The sequence below is a fragment of the Photobacterium profundum genome (genome assembly GCF_003026285.1).
GTDB lineage: Bacteria > Pseudomonadota > Gammaproteobacteria > Enterobacterales > Vibrionaceae > Photobacterium > Photobacterium profundum.
In genome coordinates, this window is sequence record NZ_PYOD01000001.1 from 653,979 (window position 1) to 676,814 (window position 22,836).

At 41.2% G+C, this 22,836-nt stretch carries 19 protein-coding genes; 13 read left to right on the forward strand and 6 right to left on the reverse strand.

The genetic code is table 11. The annotated features are described in order from the left end of the window. Window positions 1–28: 28 nt before the first annotated feature. Both C9J48_RS02820 and aspS read right to left on the reverse strand, forming a co-directional pair. Window positions 29–772: a YebC/PmpR family DNA-binding transcriptional regulator gene (locus tag C9J48_RS02820; protein WP_006231180.1), complete on the reverse strand. Its 744-nt coding sequence runs from the start codon at window positions 770–772 to the stop codon at window positions 29–31. A 113-nt stretch (window positions 773–885) separates the two neighbouring features. Next, on the reverse strand, window positions 886–2,679 hold the full coding sequence (gene aspS, locus C9J48_RS02825) for an aspartate--tRNA ligase (protein WP_006231179.1): 1,794 nt from the start codon (window positions 2,677–2,679) through the stop codon (window positions 886–888). A 329-nt stretch (window positions 2,680–3,008) separates the two neighbouring features. Here aspS and C9J48_RS02830 point away from each other — a divergent pair, with 329 nt between their 5' ends. The 9 genes from C9J48_RS02830 (at window position 3,009) to C9J48_RS02870 (ending at window position 11,991) form a co-directional block, all read left to right on the forward strand. Beyond that, window positions 3,009–3,899 carry a DUF72 domain-containing protein gene (locus C9J48_RS02830; RefSeq protein ID WP_006231178.1) on the forward strand — a complete coding sequence of 297 codons (891 nt, stop codon included), beginning with the start codon at window positions 3,009–3,011 and terminating at the stop codon, window positions 3,897–3,899. A gap of 183 nt (window positions 3,900–4,082) precedes the next feature. Beyond that, window positions 4,083–4,811, forward strand: coding sequence for a carboxy-S-adenosyl-L-methionine synthase CmoA (gene cmoA, locus C9J48_RS02835; protein WP_006231177.1), 729 nt, complete (start codon window positions 4,083–4,085; stop codon window positions 4,809–4,811). A 17-nt stretch (window positions 4,812–4,828) separates the two neighbouring features. After that, window positions 4,829–5,803, forward strand: a complete 975-nt coding sequence (cmoB, locus tag C9J48_RS02840; protein ID WP_006231176.1) for a tRNA 5-methoxyuridine(34)/uridine 5-oxyacetic acid(34) synthase CmoB — start codon at window positions 4,829–4,831, stop codon at window positions 5,801–5,803. 89 nt (window positions 5,804–5,892) lie between these two features. Next, the gene (locus tag C9J48_RS02845; protein WP_006231175.1) at window positions 5,893–6,669 is read left to right on the forward strand and encodes an ATP-dependent zinc protease family protein; all 777 of its coding nucleotides are present in this window, start codon (window positions 5,893–5,895) and stop codon (window positions 6,667–6,669) included. A 14-nt stretch (window positions 6,670–6,683) separates the two neighbouring features. Then, a complete protein-coding gene (locus C9J48_RS02850; RefSeq protein ID WP_006231174.1) occupies window positions 6,684–8,195 on the forward strand; it encodes an inactive transglutaminase family protein in 1,512 nt (503 codons plus the stop codon). 9 nt (window positions 8,196–8,204) lie between these two features. Then, entirely contained in the window at window positions 8,205–9,173 is a 969-nt protein-coding gene (locus tag C9J48_RS02855) for an alpha-L-glutamate ligase-like protein (RefSeq protein ID WP_373456036.1), read from the forward strand. A gap of 154 nt (window positions 9,174–9,327) precedes the next feature. Then, window positions 9,328–10,509: a MalY/PatB family protein gene (locus C9J48_RS02860; protein ID WP_006231172.1), complete on the forward strand. Its 1,182-nt coding sequence runs from the start codon at window positions 9,328–9,330 to the stop codon at window positions 10,507–10,509. Window positions 10,510–10,583: 74 nt separating this feature from the next. Continuing rightward, window positions 10,584–11,093: a VC2046/SO_2500 family protein gene (locus C9J48_RS02865; protein WP_006231171.1), complete on the forward strand. Its 510-nt coding sequence runs from the start codon at window positions 10,584–10,586 to the stop codon at window positions 11,091–11,093. Between the two features lie 208 nt (window positions 11,094–11,301). Further along, window positions 11,302–11,991, forward strand: coding sequence for an SDR family oxidoreductase (locus C9J48_RS02870; protein ID WP_242610837.1), 690 nt, complete (start codon window positions 11,302–11,304; stop codon window positions 11,989–11,991). A 129-nt stretch (window positions 11,992–12,120) separates the two neighbouring features. Here C9J48_RS02870 and adhE read toward each other — a convergent pair whose 3' ends face one another. After that, window positions 12,121–14,826 (reverse strand): bifunctional acetaldehyde-CoA/alcohol dehydrogenase, encoded by a 2,706-nt coding sequence (gene adhE, locus C9J48_RS02875; RefSeq protein WP_006231169.1) that lies wholly within the window; start codon window positions 14,824–14,826, stop codon window positions 12,121–12,123. Window positions 14,827–15,576: 750 nt separating this feature from the next. Here adhE and C9J48_RS02880 point away from each other — a divergent pair. Continuing rightward, a complete protein-coding gene (locus C9J48_RS02880; RefSeq protein WP_006231168.1) occupies window positions 15,577–16,215 on the forward strand; it encodes a YchE family NAAT transporter in 639 nt (212 codons plus the stop codon). Between the two features lie 250 nt (window positions 16,216–16,465). Then, complete coding sequence (locus C9J48_RS02885; RefSeq protein ID WP_006231167.1) at window positions 16,466–17,284, forward strand: ion transporter; 819 nt, start codon at window positions 16,466–16,468, stop codon at window positions 17,282–17,284. 210 nt (window positions 17,285–17,494) lie between these two features. On the opposite strand, the gene glpQ is transcribed toward C9J48_RS02885, so the two are convergent. Both glpQ and cysS read right to left on the reverse strand, forming a co-directional pair. After that, a complete protein-coding gene (glpQ, locus tag C9J48_RS02890; RefSeq protein ID WP_006231166.1) occupies window positions 17,495–18,580 on the reverse strand; it encodes a glycerophosphodiester phosphodiesterase in 1,086 nt (361 codons plus the stop codon). Between the two features lie 388 nt (window positions 18,581–18,968). Beyond that, window positions 18,969–20,363, reverse strand: coding sequence for a cysteine--tRNA ligase (gene cysS, locus C9J48_RS02895; RefSeq protein ID WP_006231165.1), 1,395 nt, complete (start codon window positions 20,361–20,363; stop codon window positions 18,969–18,971). A 215-nt stretch (window positions 20,364–20,578) separates the two neighbouring features. On the opposite strand from cysS, the gene C9J48_RS02900 reads away from it, so the two are divergent. Both C9J48_RS02900 and lpxH read left to right on the forward strand, forming a co-directional pair. Then, on the forward strand, window positions 20,579–21,076 hold the full coding sequence (locus C9J48_RS02900; protein WP_006231164.1) for a peptidylprolyl isomerase: 498 nt from the start codon (window positions 20,579–20,581) through the stop codon (window positions 21,074–21,076). Between the two features lie 40 nt (window positions 21,077–21,116). Then, window positions 21,117–21,854, forward strand: a complete 738-nt coding sequence (gene lpxH / locus C9J48_RS02905; RefSeq protein ID WP_006231163.1) for a UDP-2,3-diacylglucosamine diphosphatase — start codon at window positions 21,117–21,119, stop codon at window positions 21,852–21,854. Window positions 21,855–21,942: 88 nt separating this feature from the next. Here the strand turns inward: lpxH and C9J48_RS02910 are convergent, their stop codons facing one another. Further along, the gene (locus tag C9J48_RS02910; protein WP_036803317.1) at window positions 21,943–22,836 is read right to left on the reverse strand and encodes a sulfite exporter TauE/SafE family protein; all 894 of its coding nucleotides are present in this window, start codon (window positions 22,834–22,836) and stop codon (window positions 21,943–21,945) included.

Genomic DNA, 22,836 nt, shown 5'->3' on the forward strand with positions numbered 1-22,836 from the left:
ACTGCATTAGCGATAAATACACCAAACATTACAGTTGTTCTGCAATTTCATCAGTAATTTCACCGTTATGGTAAACTTCCTGAACATCATCTAAATCTTCTAGCGCATCAATCAGGCGCAATAATTTAGGTGCTGTTTCTAAGTCTAAATCGGCTTTCGTAGAAGGCACTAGTGTTACTTCTGCATTCGCAGCGTCAAAACCTGCTGCATCTAATGCGTCTTTTACCGAACCAAAATCTGATGGTGTTGTGTATACATCAATAGAGCCATCATCATTAGTTTCAATGTCTTCTGCACCGCTTTCTAACGCTGCTTCCATCATTACATCTTCATCAAGACCTGCAGCATAAGAAATAACGCCTTTCTTATCAAACAGGTAATTAACACTGCCATCAGTGCCTAAGTTACCGCCTGACTTACTAAAAGCATTACGTACACCTGAAACAGTACGATTACGATTATCTGTCATGCATTCAACCATAACAGCAGTACCTGCAGGACCATAACCTTCATAGATAACCGTTTCTAAATCTGCTTCTCCGTCACCACCAGCGCCACGTTTAACGGCACGGTTAATCGTATCGCGGGTCATATTGTTGGATAAGGCTTTATCCACTGCCGCACGCAAACGGGGATTATTTTCTGCTTCTGGGCCACCGTCTTTGGTCGCAACAACAATCTCACGAATCAATTTAGTAAAAATTTTTCCACGTTTAGAATCTTGCGCAGCTTTACGGTGTTTGATGTTGGCAAATTTACTATGACCAGCCATGAATACTCCGAATTTTTAGTCAGCCTGTTGGCTTGAGGTTTCACGAGGATGAAGATTGGCCAGTGGAATCACTGGCCAAATAGATTACGGTGATAAATTAAAGCACAGAGTCTTTATTCAGCACTTTCTTCTTTATCTGTTTCTTTTTTTGCAATCGCAACAGCAATAGAAAGCTCTTTTAGCGACTCTGGGTTCGCTAGGCTTGGTGCATTGGTTAGCAAACAAGATGCAGCTGTTGTTTTAGGGAATGCGATAACATCACGAATGTTATCTGTACCACATAACAACATAACCAAACGATCAAGACCGAACGCAAGACCAGCGTGTGGTGGTGTACCGTACTTCAATGCTTCAAGTAGGAAACCAAACTTAGACTGCTGCTCACCTTCTTCAATACCTAAAATACTGAATACTGCTGATTGCATCTCTGCGTTGTGTATACGCACAGAACCGCCGCCCACTTCATAACCATTAATTACCATATCGTATGCGTTTGAATTCGCAGCCGCAGGGTTAACAGCTAATTCTTCAGCCGTAATACCTAATGGTGATGTGAATGGGTGGTGCATTGCATGTAGGTTACCTTCATCGTCTTCTTCAAACATCGGGAAGTCGATAACCCATAGCGGTTTCCATGCTGACTTGTCAGTCAATTCAAGATCTTCACCCAGCTTAAGACGTAGTGCACCCATAGCTTCAGTAACAACACGCTTGCTGTCAGCACCGAATAGGATGATGTCGCCCGTTTGTGCTTGGGTACGATCTAATAGGGTTGCAACCACTTCTTCGTTCAAGAATTTAGCGACTGGAGATTGAACACCTGCAAAGCCAGCTTCACGGTCGTTCACTTTCATCCATGCAAGACCTTTCGCGCCGTAGATACCCACGAACTTAGTGTATTCATCAATTTGCTTACGCGACAGTGATGCGCCACCAGGAACACGGATAACCGCTACGCGGCCTTTTTCGTCGTTAGCAGGGCCAGAGAATACTTTGAAGTCTACATCTTTTAGGATGTCAGCAACGTCTACCAATTCAAGCGGGTTACGTAGATCTGGCTTATCAGAACCAAAACGACGCATCGCTTCTTCAAATGGCATGATTGGGAACGTGCCTAGATCGACATTCAGTAGCTCTTTCCACATTTCAGTGATCATCTTCTCTGTCATTCCACGCACTTGCTCGGCGCTCATGAAAGAAGTTTCGATATCGATCTGTGTGAATTCAGGCTGACGATCAGCACGTAAATCTTCATCACGGAAACATTTAACGATTTGGTAGTAACGATCGAAACCCGACATCATCAACAACTGCTTAAATAGCTGCGGTGATTGCGGCAATGCGTAGAAGCTACCTTTGTGTACACGACTTGGTACTAAGTAATCACGAGCACCTTCTGGTGTCGCTTTAGTCAGTACTGGTGTTTCAATATCTAAGAATGCATTCTCGTCTAGGAAACGACGAACAAAGCTAGATGCTTTAGCACGTAGTTTAATGCGGTCGCTCATTTCAGGACGACGTAGGTCTAGGTAGCGAAACTTAAGACGTTGTTCTTCAGAGTTATTCTGATTAAAATCTAGTGGTAACACGTCAGAGCGGTTGATAATTTCAAGGCCTGTTGCCAAGATTTCAACTTCACCGGTTGCCATTTTTTTGTTTACTTGGCTTTCTGGACGAACGCGTACTTCACCGATAAGACGGATACAGAATTCGTTGCGCAGTTGGTTAGCCAGTTCGAATACATCTTTCATATCCGGGTCGACAACTACCTGAACAATACCTTCACGATCTCGCATGTCGATGAAGATTAGACCGCCTAAATCACGGCGACGGTTAACCCAGCCGCATAATTCTACTGTTTGTCCTTCAAAGGACTTGTTCAGGTGACCACAATATTGGGTGCGCATAAGAAATTCCTGATCTGTTTACTAATATCCTGTGAGCGATTTCAGCAAGCTAATCACTTACCTTGCACAGGCTGATTCATTCCCGACCACTAACCGCTCAATCTTTATCCAATTTAGGACGTTAAGTGTGGTCGGAATGCAAAAATGACGAAACATTATAAAGCAAAAAAACCAATGTAGGAAAAATCCGACCACTAAATCAAGGAAAAATACTCACTTCTTTGCAGATAACGTTGACCTAACGCAAACTATCTACTCACAATAAGAACTTACAGCGTTAATACGTAATTTATCAACGTTCAAAAAACACTCAATCAAGGAGGCTTGTTATGACGATTCCAACCAATAGGCCTCTTTTTCTCGGGCTTGCCATGTGGTCTCATAACCAATGGCAAAAGAATTTATATGGCTCGGGATGCAAAAATAGTGATCGCTTAGCGCGATACGCAGAAATATTTAATACTGTCGAAGGCAATACAACTTTTTATGCTACACCTGCTATTACCACAGTCAAAAAATGGCATGATGCAACACCGAATGATTTTCGATTTACCTTCAAATTGCCCAGTACTATTACCCATCAAAGCCAGTTAATGCATTGCGATCAACTTCTAGCTGATTTCTTAAACGTTATGACCCCTCTTGAAAATAAAGTGGGGCTATGGAAAATCCAATTACCTGCCAATTTTGGTCCTGATGCATTACCCACACTCAAAAAGTTTCTACAAAAAATCCCTAAACACCTTACTTGTGGTGTTGAAGTGAGGCATTACGCCTTCTTTAATAAAGGCGAAGCAGAAAAAGCCTTAAATGGATTGCTGATCGAACACCAAGCTAACCGTATTATTATGGATAGCCGCCCAGTGTTTGCCGCACCTCCAACTTCTGAAGCAGTAATTGACGCCCATCAAAAGAAACCGCATGTACCAGTGCATGCCATCGCAACGGCTACGCAGCCAATGATTCGCTTTATTGGTCACCCTGAAGATTTAAGTAACGACCCTTTCTTCAATAACTGGTTAACCCGATTACCAAAATGGATAGCAGATGGGAAGCAACCGTATTTATTCATTCATACACCCGACAATGTTTTAGCCCCAGAATTAGCTATTCGTTTGTATCAAAAATTACAACAACGTATTGCGAACAGCACATTATCATTACCTGATATCGCGCTTCCTCCCGAGCCAGAAGCAAGCCCTCAGATTACTTTACTCTAGTAATAGCGATTTCTTCCGTTAAATTGAACAATGAACAGAAGCTGTTTATGGTTTTATTATTAATTCTCTAAAGACAAATGACCTCATTTTCTCTACAATACGCGACCTTTCAGGGGGTGATGGAACACGCTTTGGGTTGAACAATAGGATCCATGTTCTTTATCAATTAAGAGGTTCGTGAGAATGGCAGGCCAAGACAATATTTTTGCTGCGCCAATTGAAAAACTCGGTGATTTTACTTTCGATCAAAAAGTAGCAGAAGTTTTTCCAGATATGATTCAGCGCTCGGTTCCCGGGTACAGCAATATCATTTCTGCTATTGGTATGTTAGCGGAGCGCTTTGCTAAACCACACTCAAAGATATACGACTTGGGTTGTTCTTTAGGTGCCGCCACGCTGTCTATGCGTCGGTCTATTCAGCAAGAAGGCTGCGAAATTATCGCGGTTGATAATTCTGCTGCCATGGTTGAACGTTGCCGACTTCATATTGATGCTTACCGTTCTGATACCCCCGTACAGGTGATTGAAGCAGATATCCGCAATATCGATATTGCCGATGCTTCTGTGGTTGTCTTGAACTTCACCTTGCAATTTCTAGTGCCTGAAGATCGTCAGATACTACTAGAAAAAATCTATGCAGGGTTACGTCCTGGTGGCATTTTAATCCTGTCTGAAAAATATATTTTTGACGATGAGCAAGCACACGAATTACTCATTGATCTTCACCACGATTTTAAACGAGCCAACGGTTACAGCGAGCTAGAGATCAGTCAAAAACGCAGCGCGATCGAAAACGTGATGCGCCCCGATAGCATTGATACGCATAAAAAACGCTTAACTGAGATTGGCTTCAGTAGTACTGAAGTATGGTTCCAGTGCTTTAATTTCGGTTCTATGTTCGCTATTAAATAAGGTATTTTGTTTTTACTATGTTTAGTTTTTCTGAGTTTTATAAGCTAATCGCCCAGCACGAAACCCTGCGTCCTTGGCTAAATACCTTGCCAAAGCAATTAAGTGATTGGGAAGAAGCAGAGCACGGCGACATGGGTCGCTGGATGCGAGCATTGAAAAAATTTCCAACAGATAAACCTGATATTATCGATATCAAAAACGAAGTGAGTGTTCGTTATGAAGATGGTGTCGCTAACGGCGAACAAAAACGTTTAGAAAGTTTGTTACGTTTATTGCACCCGTGGCGTAAAGGCCCGTACAACATGCACGGTATTCACATTGATACTGAATGGCGTTCAGATTGGAAGTGGGATCGCGTATTACCACACATATCACCGCTGAAAGGTCGTTCAGTGTTAGATGTTGGCTGTGGCAACGGTTACCACATGTGGCGTATGTTAGGTGAAGGGGCGGCATTAACTGTTGGTATAGATCCATCTAACCTATTCTTAATCCAATTCGAAGCAATACGTCGCCTTATGGGTGATGATAACCGTGCGTTTTTATTACCTTTGGGTATTGAACAACTACCAGAGTTAAAGGCATTCGATACCGTTTTCAGCATGGGTGTACTTTATCACCGCCGTTCGCCATTAGATCATATTATTCAGCTAAAGAATCAACTTCGTAAAGATGGTGAAGTAGTTCTAGAAACCTTAGTGATTGAAGGTGACGAAAACGCAGTATTAGTGCCAACAGGCCGTTACGCGCAAATGCACAATGTATACTTTTTCCCATCAGCAAAAGCGTTAAAAGTCTGGATGGAAAAATGCGGCTTTGTTGATGTTCGTATTGTTGACGAAAATATCACAACAACCGATGAGCAACGATCGACAGATTGGATGACGAATAATTCCCTGCCGGAATATTTAAACCCAGAAGATCCTACAAAAACCATTGAAGGTTACCCTGCACCTAAACGCGCTGTTTTAGTTGCTCGGAATCCTGACTAATCACTGACAAAGGGATGCTTTTCGCATCCCTTTTTTTACGCTAAACTGTCGCCGCTTATAGAAAAATAGAAGTTCTTCTGGGAGAGACCATGCTTCGCCGCAGCTTTACACTACTCACTTTAGCTATGCTTTCAGGCTGTACACTTACGCAGTCAAAAAATCACGAAGAAACCTTAATAGCCATTAATACAATGGAAAAGAATGTCAACATTCAGCTTGAGACAATGACTCAGCAAATTAATGAGAAAAATGAACATATTGCCAATTTAGAAAATGAATTATCATCAGTTTCAAAAGATGTGAAGTTCGTTAAGCATAAAGTATTAACTCAACCTAAACTGGTTGTAGAAAAACAAGTTATAACGATCCCAGCAGAAGCTAAACCTATTGATATTAAAGTCGCTAATGGCAAAGCAGTTTTAGGTCAAGAAGAATGGATTTGGCTAGATTCAGTTAAACAGAACTTTAAAGCCCGTATTGATACTGGTGCAACAACATCGTCACTTAATGCCGTAGATCTACAAGTTTTCGAGCGTGATGGTAAAGAATGGGTTCGCTTTAACTTAAGCCACCTTAATGATGAAACGAGCAAAAAGCCGGAAATCATTGAGGCGCAAGTTGTGCGTTGGGTTAAAGTTCGCCAATCTACATCAGATGAAGCAGCAAGACGCCCCGTTATCGAAGCATGGATCCAATTAGGGTCATTACATGAAAAAGTACAATTTACATTGGCTGATAGAACACAAATGACCTACCCAGTATTACTCGGTCGTGAATTTTTTAAAGACATTGCATTAGTCGATGTTGGCAAACAATTTATCCAAGGAAAGAGTCAGCCCGAAGCGGCATCAAAGACTAATAATTAAATGATGAGGATGTCATGACGTCAAGAATACCTTTTTACTTTATAGTTTCATTGCTCGTCTTTGCGGGCATTGCACTAAGCATGTACCGTCATGATGTGTATGGCGTACCATGGACACCAGGTGCTGAACGTGCTGTTTGGGAGGTAGAAGCACGGGTTGAATTTGATGCGATTGGTGATCCCGTTAAAATCTCAATGGCGGCCCCTGAAACACAACAAGGTTTTACATTAATCGATGAAAGCACGTCATCACCCGGTTACGGTGTTGCGTTAATTGATACCGATAAAGGTCGCCGTGCTGAATGGTCTATTCGTGAAGCAATGGGGCAACAAATTCTGTATTACAAAACGCAGATGCTTATCGATGATCAGGCCAATTATAAAGACACCCCTCCCAAGGGTGAGCCGATGACGGTTAGCTTAGATAACCCGCAACAAACAGCCGCCACAGCATTGCTTGACCAAGCCCGCACTCGTTCTTCTGACAACCTTACTTTGACTCGTGAATTGATTAAACAATTTAACGATAAACAAAATCAGAATGCAGGTTTGCTTCTCAATAATCTAACCCGTGAAGAAGCTATTACAGGGGTCCTATCTCTAGAGAAAATTCATAGCCGTGTGGTGGGTGGGCTTCAGCTTGAAGACGGTCGCCGCCGCCAAAGTATCAATCCAATGGTTGAAGTATGGGATACCAACACTGAAAAATGGGAGCTATTTGATCCGCTAACCGGTAACGAAGGTCGCCCAGATAACGTACTTGTATGGAATCAGCAAGGTCATTCATTATTAGATGTTGTAGGTGGTCGTAACTCACACATTAGCTTCTCGATCATTGCACAAGATATTACCCCTCAGCAGGCAACAAGAGAGAAAGTACAAGCAGAAGATCTCTTAAACTTCTCGATTCATACCCTGCCGGTTGAAGAACAAGCCATGTTCAAAACCATCATGCTTGTGCCTATTGGTGCGCTGATTGTTGTTTTCCTTCGCGTTATCATCGGGCTAAAAACATCAGGTACATTCATGCCAGTATTGATTGCTGTCGCATTTGTACAAACGCAGTTGATCACCGGTATTATCGGCTTCTTATTGATTGTGGGTACGGGTCTAATTATTCGTAGTTACCTCTCTAAGCTCAACTTACTTCTCGTCGCCCGAATATCGACCGTCATTATCTCGGTCATATTGATTATTTCAGTATTTACCGTTGTTGCCTTTAAGATTGGTTTAGTTGAAGGCCTGACAATTACATTCTTCCCGATGATCATCCTATCGTGGACTGTAGAGCGTATGTCAATTCTATGGGAAGAAGAAGGAGCAAAAGAAGTCTTCATTCAAGGTGGTGGTTCATTATTAACGGCGGTTTTAGTTTACATCGCAATGACCAATGAGATTGTTCGTCACTTAACATTCAACTTTATCGGCATGCAGCTTATTATTATGGCTGTCATTCTAGTACTCGGTAATTACACAGGCTATCGTTTAAGCGAACTTCGTCGATTCAAACCATTAACGGAGGACTAAACTATGTCTATATTGTCACAGTTCACCTCACCGTTTAAGCTGCGGGATCGCGGCATTATGGGAATGAATAAACGGAATCATAGCTATATTGGTCGCTATAACGATCGAACGCTTTATCCGTTAGTCGATGATAAGTTAAAAACGAAAATTATCGCTCAAGAAGCCGGTGCAACAGTACCCGATCTGATTGGCGTCATTGATAGCCAAGTTTTCGTAAAACGTGTCCACGACATGGTTAAAAACTGGCCTGGCTTTGTTATCAAACCTGCGCAAGGTTCTGGGGGTAAAGGCATTCTTGTTATTATTAATCATAAAGATGGTATTTATACTAAGCCATCTGGTGCACAGATCAATAGACAAGATGTTGAGCGTCACGTTACCAATACCCTTGCAGGGTTGTTCTCTCTGGGTGGTAAGAATGACGTAGCGATGATTGAAAACCTGATTCAATTTGATAATGTTTTCGATGGTTTCAGTTTTGAAGGTGTGCCTGATGTACGTGTCATCGTATTTAAGGGCTACCCTGTAATGGCGATGATGCGTTGTTCGACCGCGGCATCAGATGGTAAAGCAAACTTACACCAAGGTGCTGTTGGAGTCGGTATCGATATTGCGACAGGCAAAGCGGTACGTGCAGTGCAATTTAATCAACCAATTGAACACCACCCAGATACCGACCGATTGCTAAGCGAATTGGCGGTACCTAATTGGAGTAAGTTATTAACACTTGCAGCCAGTGCTTGGGAAATGACAGGGTTAGGCTATTTGGGTACTGATATGGTACTGGATAAAAGCAAAGGTCCTATGGTATTAGAACTAAATGCACGACCAGGTTTGGCCATTCAAATTGCTAATGGCTGCGGTTTACTACCTCGCCTACAGCATATTGAGCATTTAGGTACGACGGCTAAAATGCCACCACCAGAAGAACGTGTTGCTTATGCCGCAGATCAGTTTGGCACTAAACCAACATTCTAATCAAACAAGATAACCTGATTTCAGGTTAAGAGTAATATTTAAGCCTCAGAGACTATCTGGGGCTTTTTTATATCTCAAAATTGTGCGAATAATATTGCTCTGTTGATCTTTCAACAAACTATTCATCTAGCTTTCAAAACAAATGGAATTCACTATGTCAGCAACTATATCTAACACGTTATTTGACTCGCATGTCGATCGCACACACAGTAATAGTATAAAGTGGGATAAGTATCAGAATGCAGATGTCTTACCTATGTGGATCGCTGACAGTGATTTTCGAGTACCAAAAGAAATAACAGACGCATTGCAAGAGCATATTAATCATGGTGTTTTTGGCTATGGTAAGCCCCCTACTCGCTTAACGGAGTTACTCGTTGAGCGCATGAAAACGTTATACAACTGGGATATTCAACCAAAGTGGATTGTATTCTTACCTGGTCTAGTATGCGGCCTTAATCTCGCAGTGCGTTCATTAACAGACGCGCATCAAAGTGTGATTACGCCAAAGCCTATTTATCCTCCATTTGTATCATCTATTAAACTTGCGCAACGTACTGCTTCATACGCACCAGTCACATTGCAAGATAAACGCTGGTTAATCGACTTTACACAAATAGAAACCAACCCAAAGTCCAAGCTTCTCTTATTCTGTAATCCATTAAATCCTGGTGGAACGGTATATCGTCGTGACGAATTAGAACAAATATTAATGTTCGCTGAAGAAAATGACTTATATGTATGTTCCGATGAAATTCATTGCGACTTAATTCTAGATACGGATGTAAAACACATACCGTTTGCAAGTTTGAATAAAAGCGCCGAGCAACGGTCTGTCACGTTAGTAGCACCCAGCAAAACCTTCAATATTGCAGGCCTTGGGGCATCAATGGCTATCATTCCAAATTCTGCTCTGCGCCATAAATTCAAGCAAGTACGAGCGGGAATAGTACCCGATGTTAATGTACTCGCCTATACAGCAGCACAAGCCGCTTATGAAAGCGGACAGCCATGGTTAGAGCAACAACTTGCCTACTTACGGCAAAACCGTACCACATTAACAGCTGCCATCGACAGCATGCCTTATTTAACGATGCAGCACATTGAAGCCACCTATTTAGCATGGATTGATGCTTCTGCCTTACCTGTTACAAGCCCTTTTAAATTTTTTGAGCAGGCAGGTGTTGGCCTTTCTCCAGGGTCAGATTTTGGTAACCCCAAATTTGTACGGTTAAACTTTGGCTGTACCCATGAAACACTTACCGAAGCGTTACGTCGTATGCATGTAGCTATTAATACACTAGAAATAAATATGGCTGAATCATTTCATAAATAAAGCATATTTAGACTAAAGTTATGCTTTTACAAACCGATAAAGAGGTACCTTAAACAAGGAATCTCTTTATAACGATGCAAGTCCATACTTTAGATAAAGCACAGTTAATTAACGAAGTGCAGCTTGGTACCCAACTCAACCATGCGGTTGAAGGTGGTCGCCGTGCTGATTTTGCGTTAATGCTGGCATTTCTATCACCGGATCATCTAGAGAAGACCCCCGTAGACCCAACACCAGCATCTGAGCAAACAGAAGCTGATTTACGCGCATATTTTGAACTACCCGAACCACAACCCCTAACAAGTACTAAGCATTGTTATGACCATGCTGCCGCTCAAGCAGATGCTTTTCATAAAGGAGGGTTAACTAGTTCGCAGTTTCTTCATGAATTAAAGCCAACAGCACTGACTTTTCCCCCACTAGGTACAAAAGGTATGCCCGAAGAGTTATACCACAACCTCTCTGGTCACGAACGCCGTAAGTTACCACCAACGGAAGATGCAACCATTCAAGCATCCCCTCAAGATTTGTATTTATCATTGATACAATCAAAGCGCTATGCAGAGATGTATCATTCAGCATAATGCTACCTACTCTTCCTGCATTCGTTAGATAAATATTTATTTCGTGACAGTCATCATAGCTTTGATACCTCTCAAAGGAAGCATCTTCACACTTTACTAACATTTATTAACAGAGTCTCATTATATGCGTGTCTTTTCACATTCAACCAATTGAAAAGGCGTCAATATATTCAAATAACGTTAGTAATTTATAAGTTGGATGGTGGGAATGGATATTGCAAACTCAGTTATTTTAATAACCGCAGCAGGCAGTCCGATGGGAAAAGCAATTTCAATGCACTTTGCCTCCCTAGGGGCACAACTTGCTTTACTTGATACGAATCCATCCTCGCTAAAAAAAACCTATGAGGCTTGCCTTGCAATTGGTGGTTCCTGCGAGCAATTTTTACTAATAAGTAAAGATGAAAACACCATTATGCATGCCATAAATGATGTACATAATCATTTTGGGGCAATCGATATACTCGTCAATTATTGGTTAGGTGAAGATCTTCCAAGCTTATTTAGTGATGGGGCTGTTGATAAATTCTGCCGCTCAATGACAAAAGGAGCGACAACATTTTTCATTTTTGGCAAACAAGCTGCTAACTACATGCGAAAAAATAATCGCAAAGGTCTAATTATTAACCTTGCAGCTCATCAATTTAATAGTCAAACCACCACCGCCTCTGGTTCAAAAGCGATGATTTCAGGTTTAACGCAGAGTTGGGCATTAGAACTTGCTGAATTTAATATTCGGGTTGGTGGCGTTGTGCCAATGTGCTTCAGCCACGAAGAAAGTAGTCCGCAAAGTAACCTATTAAACCAACACCTTCAATACGAAATAGTAAGAAGTGCTGAGTATATTGTGGCAAATGACTATTTTAATGGAAGAATGATCGAAGCCGAAGTGGGATAACCCCACCTTGTTTATTGTTGATATTGATAAGAAAAATAATGAGTATTTATTCTCAGAAATAAAAACAAACTCCCATAAAAAAACCCGCCAAATTGGCGGGTTTAATAATCATGATTAGCGATTTAAGAATTAAGCTTTAGCTGCTTCTTTCTTTGCTTTCACTTTTTCTACTTTTTCAGCAACGACTACTGGCTCAGACTTCTTAATGACAGTCGTACCTTCGAAAGTTTCACCTTCAATATACGGAGTACCGTAGTAAGCAGACGTTAGTACTTCTTTCAGCTCGCAGATAAGAGGGTAACGTGGGTTAGCACCAGTACATTGGTCATCGAACGCTTCAACTGATAGTTGGTCTAGTTTCGCTAGGAAGTCAGCTTCTGGAACACCAGCAGCTTGGATTGATAGCGGGATATCTAGTGCAATTTTCAGTTCTTCTAACCATGTTAGTAGACGTTCAATCTTCTGAGCAGTACGGTCACCAGCTTGTGATAGACCTAAGTGGTCAGCAACTTCAGCATAACGGCGACGAGCTTGTGGGCTTGCGTACTGAGAGAATGCAGTTTGCTTCGTTGGGTTATCGTTCGCGTTGTAACGTACAGTATTCGAAATCAACAATGCGTTAGCTAAGCCATGTGGTACGTGGAATTCTGCACCCACTTTGTGAGCCATTGAGTGACACACACCTAGGAATGCATTTGCAAACGCAATACCAGCGATAGTTGCAGCATTGTGCACTTTCTCACGAGCGATTGGGTCAGCTGCACCATTTGCGTAGCTTGATGGTAAGTATTCTTTAAGCATTTTAAGCGCTTGTAGAGCTTGACCATCTGAGTATTCGTTCGCAAGAACAGAAACGTAAGCTTCTAGTGCGTGAGTTACTGCATCGTAACCACCAAATGCTGTTAGCGACTTAGGCATGTTCATTACTAAGTTCGCGTCAACGATAGCCATTTGAGGTGTTAATTCGTAATCAGCTAGTGGGTACTTAGCACCTGTCTTATCGTCTGTAACAACAGCGAAAGGTGTAACTTCAGAACCCGTACCAGATGTAGTAGTGATACATACTAGTTCAGCTTTTTTACCCATTTTAGGGAACTTGTAAATACGCTTACGGATATCCATAAAGCGCATTGCTAGTTCTTCAAAGTGAGTTTCTGGGTGCTCGTACATAACCCACATGATCTTCGCAGCATCCATCGGAGAACCACCACCAAGCGCAATGATTACGTCAGGCTGGAAGCTCTTCATTGCTTCAGCGCCTTTCTCAACGATAGACAGCGTTGGATCCGCTTCAACATCGAAGAAAGTGTGAACTTCAATGCCTTGTGCTTTAAGCAGTGATACTACTTCGTCAGCGTAGCCATTGTTGAATAGGAAACGGTCTGTTACTAGGAATGCACGTTTCTTGTCTTCTAGATCGCTCAATGCGATTGGAAGGCTACCACGACGGAAATAAATTGACTTAGGTAGTTTATGCCACAACATGTTCTCAGCTCGCTTCGCTACAGTTTTCTTGTTGATAAGGTGCTTAGGACCTACGTTCTCAGAGATAGAGTTACCACCCCATGAACCACAACCAAGAGTTAGAGAAGGTGCTACGTTAAAGTTGTAAAGGTCACCGATACCACCGTGAGTCGTCGGGATATTTACAAGAATACGAGCAGTCTTCATCTTGTCGCCGAAGTACTTGATACGCTCTTTGTTTACATCTTGGTTAGTATATAGACCAGATGTGTGACCGATACCGCCGATATCAACCATAGTACAAGCTTGCTCTACCGCATTTTCAAAAGAAGTTGCGCGGAACATACCTAACGTTGGAGATAGTTTTTCGTGTGCGAATTCGTCTTCGTGCTTAACTTCAACGCCTTCACCGATAAGGATTTTTGTATCAGCAGGAACGGTAACACCCGCCATTTCAGCAATTTTAGTTGCTGGCTGACCAACGATATCTGCGTTTAGGTTGCCGTTGATAAGCAAGATTTTACGAACTTTATCAGCTTCAGCTTTAGACAATACATAACCGTTGTGAGAAGCAAAACGTGCTTTCACTTCGTCGTATACTTCGTCCATAACGATAACTGCTTGCTCAGAAGCACATACAACACCGTTATCGAATGTCTTAGACATAAGTACTGATGCAACAGCACGCTTAATATCAGCAGTTTCATCAATAACTACAGGTACGTTACCCGCACCAACACCAATAGCTGGTTTACCTGAAGAGTAAGCCGCTTTAACCATACCAGGACCGCCAGTCGCAAGAATAAGGTTAATGTCGTCATGCTTCATCAATGCATTTGAAAGTTCAACTGAAGGTTGGTCAATCCAACCAATGATGTTTTTTGGTGCACCAGCAGCAACAGCAGCATCAAGCACTAATTTAGCTGCATCGTTCGTTGAGTTTTTAGCACGCGGGTGTGGCGAGAAAATGATCGCGTTACGTGTTTTAAGAGAGATAAGAGATTTGAAGATTGCAGTAGATGTTGGGTTCGTTGTCGGTACGATACCGCAAATTATACCTACTGGTTCTGCGATAGTCATGGTACCGAACTCTTCGTTCTCTTCCAAAATACCGCAAGTTGGTTCGTCTTTGTATTTGTTGTAGATAAATTCTGAAGCGAAGTGGTTTTTGATAACCTTATCTTCAACAATACCCATACCAGACTCAGCTACAGCTTGTTGAGCTAGAGGAATACGTGCGTTGTTCGCAGCTAGAGAAGCAGCACGAAAGATTTTATCAACTTGCTCTTGAGAGAAAGTTGCAAACTCTTGTTGAGCAGCTTTTACGCGGGCAACCATTGCATCTAGTTCAGCCATATTTGTAACAGGCATAGTTAACTCCTAACTTAATATTGAAAATTCTTTAGTAAGGATACGTCTTAAATCCTTTAAGGCGGCTGGATGGAAACTTAATTGTTTCAACAATCCCGCAACACACATACTTAGTAAATTGCTTTCAAAACTGATTATAAAATTTCACACCCCGAATTAATTTGATTTAGATCACTTGTAATCCAAAAGGAGTAAATTTTGTCAACTTTTGATCTCAAAGAGACTTAATCAACAACTTACAGCCAAATATACGACCTATAACCACGTTTAAAGTAAGTGAAATAAAATAAACCATTAAAAGATGCGGAAATATTACGTAATTTTTTTACATAAGATGTAAAAAACGTTATCAGTTGTGACAATAATCACATTTTTAGTCGCTAATCGATTAAACTTTGTTTCATACTTACTAGCACATGTATTACCCACTTAGAGTAATACACCACTCTATACATTTACAGGTTATTAACAACAGAAAAATCATTAGAATGTTTATTGCTAGATATAACAATTTTTAATTGGTGGATTCATCTTCTTTCGCTTAGAGTATCGCTGATTAGCAGGGACTCGGATAAGTCATCATTAGACAATAATGATTCATTTCTCATTCTCCCTTTATGTTCTTGTATTTTGTGCCTTCAATTAACTGTTATTAAATTAGAATTAATGAATACGAATCGGGAATGTAAATGCAAATCGTGAGCAAGAAGTACGCTTCTTTTTTATTAACGTTTGTCTGATGGTCAAACAATGCAGTCACTAGAATTCGCCATTTTTTTACAATTTTTCGTCGGTTTAATTGCGGCGGTAAACCCTATAGGCATCATGCCGATTTTCGTTACTTTAACGGCTCATATGGGCCCTGAAGAAAGAAATAAAACCGCGTTTACAGCCAATATTGCTGTTGCAATTATTCTGACTGTATCTCTACTTGCAGGTCAATTCCTACTTGATATGTTTAGCATTTCGCTCGATTCTTTTCGGGTAGCTGGCGGCTTATTATTGCTCACAATTGCCTTCTCAATGATGAGTGGTAAGCTCGGTGAAGATAAACAGAACAAGCAAGAGAAATCAGAATCTGCTAGCAGAGAACAGATTGGTGTCGTCCCCCTTGCCATGCCTTTAATGGCTGGTCCCGGTGCGATTAGTTCAACGATCGTATATGGTTCTCGCTTCCCAGGTATCCCTAATACACTTGGTATTGCCGCTACAATTATCGCGTTTGCGTTCTGTTGTTGGCTATTATTTAGAGCGGCACCTATTATTGTTCGATTCTTAGGTCAAACAGGCATCAACGTTATTACCCGTATTATGGGTTTAATATTAGCGGCCTTAGGCATTGAATTTATAGCAACAGGCTTAAGAGCACTGTTTCCAGGCTTAAGTTAATAGTTAGTGCAATACAGGCGCTGAATAGTCTGAAATTAATTCAAAAAAGGGCTGCGATTAGCGTAGCCCTTTTTGTATGGTGAATTCTAACTTATTCATTTTATACTCAAGTTACTCTGAATCCAGCACTTTGAGGTGACTTAGGTATACTATAATAAACCTCACCTTTTACTGATGCCTAACCATTAATGCTCAATAGCATTTCGTCATAAAGCATCATTTTTTGTTTAACGCTTAGTGAAGAACGAACATGGCAGCATTTACTCAACGGCAAAAAATTTATCAAGTCATTTTTGGCACTAGTACACGAGCTGGTCAAATCTTCGATATAGTCTTAATCATTGCGATATTAAGCTCTGAAGCCATACTTATTTTATCGTCAGTCACCGTAGTAGAAACACGCTTTCCTGAAACGTTATTTTATGCAGAATGGCTGTTCACTCTATTATTTACAATTGAATATATTACTCGATTGTATTGCTCCCCTAAACCGATTGCTTATGCTCGTAGTTTTTACGGCATCATCGATTTACTAGCTATTATTCCGGCCTATGTTGCCTTTTTCATACCCGGTTCTAATTACCTACTGATTATTCGCCTTATAAGAGTATTGCGAATATTCCGAATACTTAAATTGGCGCGTTATCTAAGAGATTCCAACATCTTGCTGCGTTCTTTAAGACAAGCACAACGTAAGATATTCGTCTTTTTTAGTTCAGTACTCATTCTAGTGACAGTATTTGGTTCGTTAATGTTTGTTATCGAAGGTCCCGACAACGGCTTCACCAGCATTCCACAGAGTATCTACTGGGCAATAGTAACCATAACCACCGTAGGATATGGCGATATGATTCCCCACACCGTTATGGGGAAAGCGTTGGCTTCTCTTACCATGCTATTAGGTTATTCAATCCTTGCGGTACCTACAGGCATCATAACAGCTGAACTCAGCCAAGAAATGAAAACGCATCGCGAGTTTATTCGCTGTCCAAACTGTGCCACCAGCGGTCATGAAACAGATGCGGAATACTGTAAAAAGTGCGGGACGAAACTGCCGGAACATTTATAAGATGAATGTTACATGCTTGTGTGAATCTAGTTTATTTCGCAGCTAAAATTAAATAGAGGACAGCCAACAAAGCCGTAACATAAAAAAAGACAATACGCTTACTGTTTACTAAAACACAGCTGCGATATTGTCTTTTTTGTTTTTATATTCAGCTTGATGCGTTAAATGCTACCTAGGTCGAACGCCCACTGGTTATCAAAACCAATTTATTTACTGCTTTTCAGTAGCTAGATAATTTACCGCTTTATCAGGAAAATCAGTAAATACACCATCAACATTGGCAGTGTTGTAGAAAATATCTAACATGTCGTCAAAGTTATTGGCATACGTTGGAATTCTACCTTGGTCTGCGCGGAATGTGTACGGATGTACTTTCATCCCTTCAGCATGGGCAGCTTTAACCAACCCTGTTAATTGAATATTATCTTTAGAGGATTTATCTGATACAACCATTGGTTTCCATGGTCCGATACCATCAGCATACTTAGCAACTTGCTTCATCCCTTCTTTTTTGAACATCCAATCATAGCTGTAAGGCTGTGAATTGCCTTTGTTATCATACACCATGGTTTCATTCCAATCGGTATACGCCATTAATTGTATCAACTTCAGATCCATACCCATTGCAGGCATCAATTCTTCATGAATACGTTTTAATTCATTAAAATCGAAAGTTTGCAGGTACACATTGCTGTCTTTATCGGTATAGCCATACTCTTTCAGCACTTTTAATACCGCTTTACTGATATCTTTGCCCTCATGACGATGGAACCAAGGCGCTTTAATTTCAGGGTAAATACCAATGTCGTAACCCAAAGATTTGTTCAAACCTTGGATCATTTCAATTTCTTCTTCAAACGTAGGAACTTTAAAGTCTGACTTCCACATTGGGTAGCGTTCAGGGAAACCTTGAACCTGCTTGCCCTCTTTGTCGACATTGAACCCTTCAGTTACGCTCAGCTGCTTAATCTCAGCAAGGGTAAAGTCTATCGCGTAATATCTTCCATCGTTACGTGCTCGATCTGGAAACTTTTGCGCGACATTAGTGACACGGTCAAGATAATGATCATGAAGCACAACAAGTTTATCGTCCTTTGTCATAACAACATCTTGTTCAATGTAGTCAGGCTTCATAGCATACGCCATCGCCTTTGCAGCCAAGGTGTGTTCTGGTAGGTATCCTGATGCACCGCGGTGGGCAACAACAACTTTATCTGTTTCAGAAGCTGATTGAGCAAAAAATGGAGACATAAGTAAGGTGCTACCAATCGCAGCGGTAAGCCATAGCTTTTTCATTATTATTTTCCTTAATAATCAATACTTACCCTTCATAATATGAAAAGGGGGGAACAAGTATGAGTAAGATAAACCACGGAAAGAATAATAAAGATTTCCCTCTATTTAGCTTCGACTTATTATACTAATTGTGATCAGATTCGCTCGAATTCGAACATTACTTCTTCGAATGGTGATACCGGATCAATAATCAAAATATGAATTAAAGCAAATTAGTGCTTCTATACTTTTCTACTCTGTTTTATTTGTGCTCGCTTTTATCTTCTGTTTATCAAAAACAACAATAAAAACAAAAAAATGACATAAAAAAACCGAAGCCAATGCTTCGGTTTTCAATTTCTTTGCTTACACAGCGATTACCCAATATGTAATCGCTGACGTACTGTAATTACTTACGGCGCCAAGTTGTTCCTTGCGGACCATCTTCTAGAATAATCTTCATAGCAAGTAGCTTATCACGAGCAGCATCGGCGGCAGCCCAATCTTTTGCTGCGCGAGCATCAAGACGTTGTTGAATTAAACTTTCAATTTCTGCCACATCATCTTGGCCAGCGCCACCTTGAAGGAAAGCTTCTGGGTCTTGCGATAATAAACCTAGAATATCAGCTAGCTCACGTAAACGTGCACCTAATGCTGATGCTTGTGCAATGTTGTCAGCGATTGTTTCATCAGCCTTTAGACGGTTGATTTCACGAACCATATCAAATAATACGGAGTACGCTTCAGGAGTATTAAAGTCATCATTCATTGATGCAGTAAAGCGCGTAACAAACTCTTCGCCGCCTTCTGCTTGCGCAGTCAAATCCAAACCACGTAATGATGTGTATAAACGCTCTAGTGCCGAGCGTGCTTGTTTCAGGTTCTCTTCACTGTAGTTCAATTGGCTACGGTAATGACCCGACATCAAGAAGTAACGTACACTTTCTGCGTCATAATGACCGAGTACATCGCGAATAGTGAAAAAGTTACCTAAAGATTTAGACATCTTTTCACGATCAACCATTACCATGCCACTGTGCATCCATGTATTCACATATTGCGAACCCGTTGCACAGCATGATTGTGCAATTTCATTTTCATGGTGTGGAAATTGTAAATCTGAACCGCCACCATGAATATCGAAATGATCACCTAGAATTGCAGAGTTCATTGCTGAACATTCAATGTGCCAACCCGGGCGACCAGCCCCCCAAGGTGATTCCCAAGTAGGCTCACCAGGTTTAGACATTTTCCACAATACGAAATCAAGAGGGCTACGCTTAGCCATATCAATATCAACACGAGCACCCGCTTGAAGCTGGTCTAGGTCTTGCCTAGATAGGCGACCATATTCTTCAAACTTGCTTACTTCGAACATAACATCACCGTTACTCGCCACGTATGCAAAGCCACGTTCAATCAAACGCTCGCACATGGTAATAATTTCAGCGATGAATTCTGTTGCACGCGGTTCAATATCTGGACGTTTCATGCCTAAAGCATCAAAGTCTTTATGCATTTCACCAATTAAACGTTCGGTTAAAGAATCACAGCTTTCGCCATTTTCAGCCGCACGCTTGATAATTTTGTCATCGATATCAGTAATATTTCGAACAAACGTTAAATCGTAACCAGAGTATCGCAGGTAACGAGAAACCACATCGAAAGACACAAATGTACGACCATGCCCAATGTGACATAAATCGTAAATGGTTACCCCACAGACATACATGCCTACTTTACCAGGCTGAATGGGTTTGAATTCCTCTTTCTGTTTTGTCAGTGAGTTATAGATCTTCAACATGCTTCGTACGTACTCATTTAATGGGTGTCGATATAAGAGAAGTAATTATACCCAAACATCGTCAAGATGCGAGTTTCAGTGTGAATTTATTGGCTTCTAGCACAATGACTCACTGTATTTTTATCACCATTTGAAACATCAAAATTTGTATGAATAGGTACTAGTAAGTTAGACTTCAAAGTCTAAGCATATACAATCCATTAAAGGACAATCTCATGGTAACGCTTCACACTACTTTTGGTGACATCAAGATCCAACTTAACACAGAAAAAGCGCCTGAAACGTGTGCAAACTTCCTACAATATTGCCGTGACGGTTTCTACAACGGTACGCTTTTCCACCGTGTAATTGATGGTTTCATGATCCAGGGCGGCGGTATGTCTGCTGGTATGGTTGAGAAAGAAACACGTGAAACAATCAAAAACGAAGCAAGCAATGGCCTAAGCAACAAAGTGGGTACACTTGCTATGGCACGTACAATGGAACCGCATTCTGCAAGCTCTCAGTTTTTCATCAACGTTAACGACAACAAATTCCTAGACTTTAAATCAGCAACGCCTGATGGTTGGGGCTACTGTGTATTTGCTGAAGTTATTGAAGGTATGGACGTTGTAAACAAGATCAAAGCTGTTTCTACTGGTAACAGCGGCTACGTTCACCAAGACGTGCCAGTTGAAGACGTTGTAATCAACGACGTAACAATCGAAGAATAATCTTTGATTAGGGTGAGCGTTTGCTCACCCTCTTTCTATTATGACGACTCTCTTTATTGCAGATTTGCACCTCAGTGCTGAACGTACAGATATCACCGATTGTTTTCTTCACTTCATGCAACAAGAAGCAAGAAACATCGATGCGCTCTATGTACTCGGCGATTTATTTGAAATGTGGATTGGAGATGACGATGACTCCCCTTTCCTGCAACAGATAAAGCACGCATTCAAACAGCTCACAGATTCAGGCGTACCTTGCTACTTCATTTATGGTAACCGTGATTTTTTAATTGGATCGCGTTTTTGCCAAGAAACCGGCATGACATTATTACCTGAACACACCGTTATCGACCTTTACGGTACACCCACGTTAATCCTTCATGGCGATACACTTTGCATTGAAGATGAAGATTATCTACGTTATCGAAAAAGAGTACATAACCGTTTCATTCAGTGGTTATTCTTCTGTTTACCTTTAACGTATCGCCAAAAGGTTGGTGATAAAATTCGTAGTGGTAGCAGCAAGAATAATAAAGAAAAAACGACCAGTATTATGGATGTGACGCCAAATGAAGTCGTACGGCTGATGGCTGAACAAAATGTCGTTGACATGATCCATGGCCATACTCATCGTCCTGATGTACACCATGTTGACGTTAATGGAAAAGCCGCAACCCGTACGGTTTTAGGTGATTGGTATCATCATGGTTCCGTTTTAGTGTGTACTCCTGATGGCTGTAAACTTGAAACCCGTGATTTCAGCAAGAAAAACCAATAGTGTGGCTACATCTGGTATTCAACGATAAACCAATAAAAAAGGTACGCCAAAACGTACCTTTTTCATTTTATATTAGAATCAGTTAACGCTAACCAGCAGAGGATTCAGTACGCAAACTAGTACGACCTTTTGTCCATGACCGATACATCGTCGCTGAAGTATAAAGTACCACTGCAGTCACTAACCAAGCCAGCACATGCATATCTAACGACTGCACTAAATACGCCGCAATAACCACACCAATCGGCCCTGTAATAGCCACGACAATCGCTGCACGACTATTAATTCGATTCATACGAATAAAGCTGCCTGCAGAGAAAAAACTCAAAAATGCACAAGAACACATCATAATAGGGAAAGCCGCTAGCGGATGCATACCCAGTAAATAAACCATTGTCATACATGGTGCATATAAACCAATGCCAACAGTCATTAGCGCACCAAATAAGAAGTTACCAATAATACCAACGGCTAACTTCCAGCCAGTTAACCCCAAGCTCATCCCACCTAAAGGAAACAGCTTTAACTGCCCCGCAAGCATTAACCCAGCAACAATGAGTAAAGCAATGCTCATTACAAGTCGAATGACTTGTCGATCCCAACTAGACACTAAACGAGCCCCCCAGGTTGCACCTAAACAAGCAGCAATAACAAGGCTCACTAAGGTCGTTGGGTCAACATCGACAGCCGTTAAAAAGATCAACGATTGTACAACGGTTGCTAAAACTGCTTGGCAATTCAACGTGCCGGGTAACAGCTGATCATCAATAAGCTTAAATTGTTTATAGCCTGCCGTTTTTATAGCAAAACTACCAACACCTAATGTGTCGCAAAAATTGGCAAAGCCACCAATAAAAGCAATAGGAAGAATTCTTGTTTGCGCCTCGTGCGCTCGGTTTTTTCGCCATGACAGAAAAAGCATAGCAATAAACACGCCTCCTCCTACAAGCAATCCCGCTTGTAGCAAGGTAAATATATTCAT

Bases quoted from the DNA above. Each gene is read 5' to 3' on its own strand.
- C9J48_RS02820 (WP_006231180.1), bottom strand. From the start codon at position 772: ATGGCTGGTCATAGTAAATTTGCCAACATCAAACACCGTAAAGCTGCG.
- aspS (WP_006231179.1), bottom strand. From the start codon at position 2,679: ATGCGCACCCAATATTGTGGTCACCTGAACAAGTCCTTTGAAGGACAA.
- C9J48_RS02830 (WP_006231178.1), top strand. From the start codon at position 3,009: ATGACGATTCCAACCAATAGGCCTCTTTTTCTCGGGCTTGCCATGTGG.
- cmoA (WP_006231177.1), top strand. From the start codon at position 4,083: ATGGCAGGCCAAGACAATATTTTTGCTGCGCCAATTGAAAAACTCGGT.
- cmoB (WP_006231176.1), top strand. From the start codon at position 4,829: ATGTTTAGTTTTTCTGAGTTTTATAAGCTAATCGCCCAGCACGAAACC.
- C9J48_RS02845 (WP_006231175.1), top strand. From the start codon at position 5,893: ATGCTTCGCCGCAGCTTTACACTACTCACTTTAGCTATGCTTTCAGGC.
- C9J48_RS02850 (WP_006231174.1), top strand. From the start codon at position 6,684: ATGACGTCAAGAATACCTTTTTACTTTATAGTTTCATTGCTCGTCTTT.
- C9J48_RS02860 (WP_006231172.1), top strand. From the start codon at position 9,328: ATGTCAGCAACTATATCTAACACGTTATTTGACTCGCATGTCGATCGC.
- C9J48_RS02865 (WP_006231171.1), top strand. From the start codon at position 10,584: ATGCAAGTCCATACTTTAGATAAAGCACAGTTAATTAACGAAGTGCAG.
- C9J48_RS02870 (WP_242610837.1), top strand. From the start codon at position 11,302: ATGGATATTGCAAACTCAGTTATTTTAATAACCGCAGCAGGCAGTCCG.
- adhE (WP_006231169.1), bottom strand. From the start codon at position 14,826: ATGCCTGTTACAAATATGGCTGAACTAGATGCAATGGTTGCCCGCGTA.
- C9J48_RS02880 (WP_006231168.1), top strand. From the start codon at position 15,577: ATGCAGTCACTAGAATTCGCCATTTTTTTACAATTTTTCGTCGGTTTA.
- C9J48_RS02885 (WP_006231167.1), top strand. From the start codon at position 16,466: ATGGCAGCATTTACTCAACGGCAAAAAATTTATCAAGTCATTTTTGGC.
- glpQ (WP_006231166.1), bottom strand. From the start codon at position 18,580: ATGAAAAAGCTATGGCTTACCGCTGCGATTGGTAGCACCTTACTTATG.
- cysS (WP_006231165.1), bottom strand. From the start codon at position 20,363: ATGTTGAAGATCTATAACTCACTGACAAAACAGAAAGAGGAATTCAAA.
- C9J48_RS02900 (WP_006231164.1), top strand. From the start codon at position 20,579: ATGGTAACGCTTCACACTACTTTTGGTGACATCAAGATCCAACTTAAC.
- lpxH (WP_006231163.1), top strand. From the start codon at position 21,117: ATGACGACTCTCTTTATTGCAGATTTGCACCTCAGTGCTGAACGTACA.
- C9J48_RS02910 (WP_036803317.1), bottom strand. From the start codon at position 22,836: ATGAATATATTTACCTTGCTACAAGCGGGATTGCTTGTAGGAGGAGGC.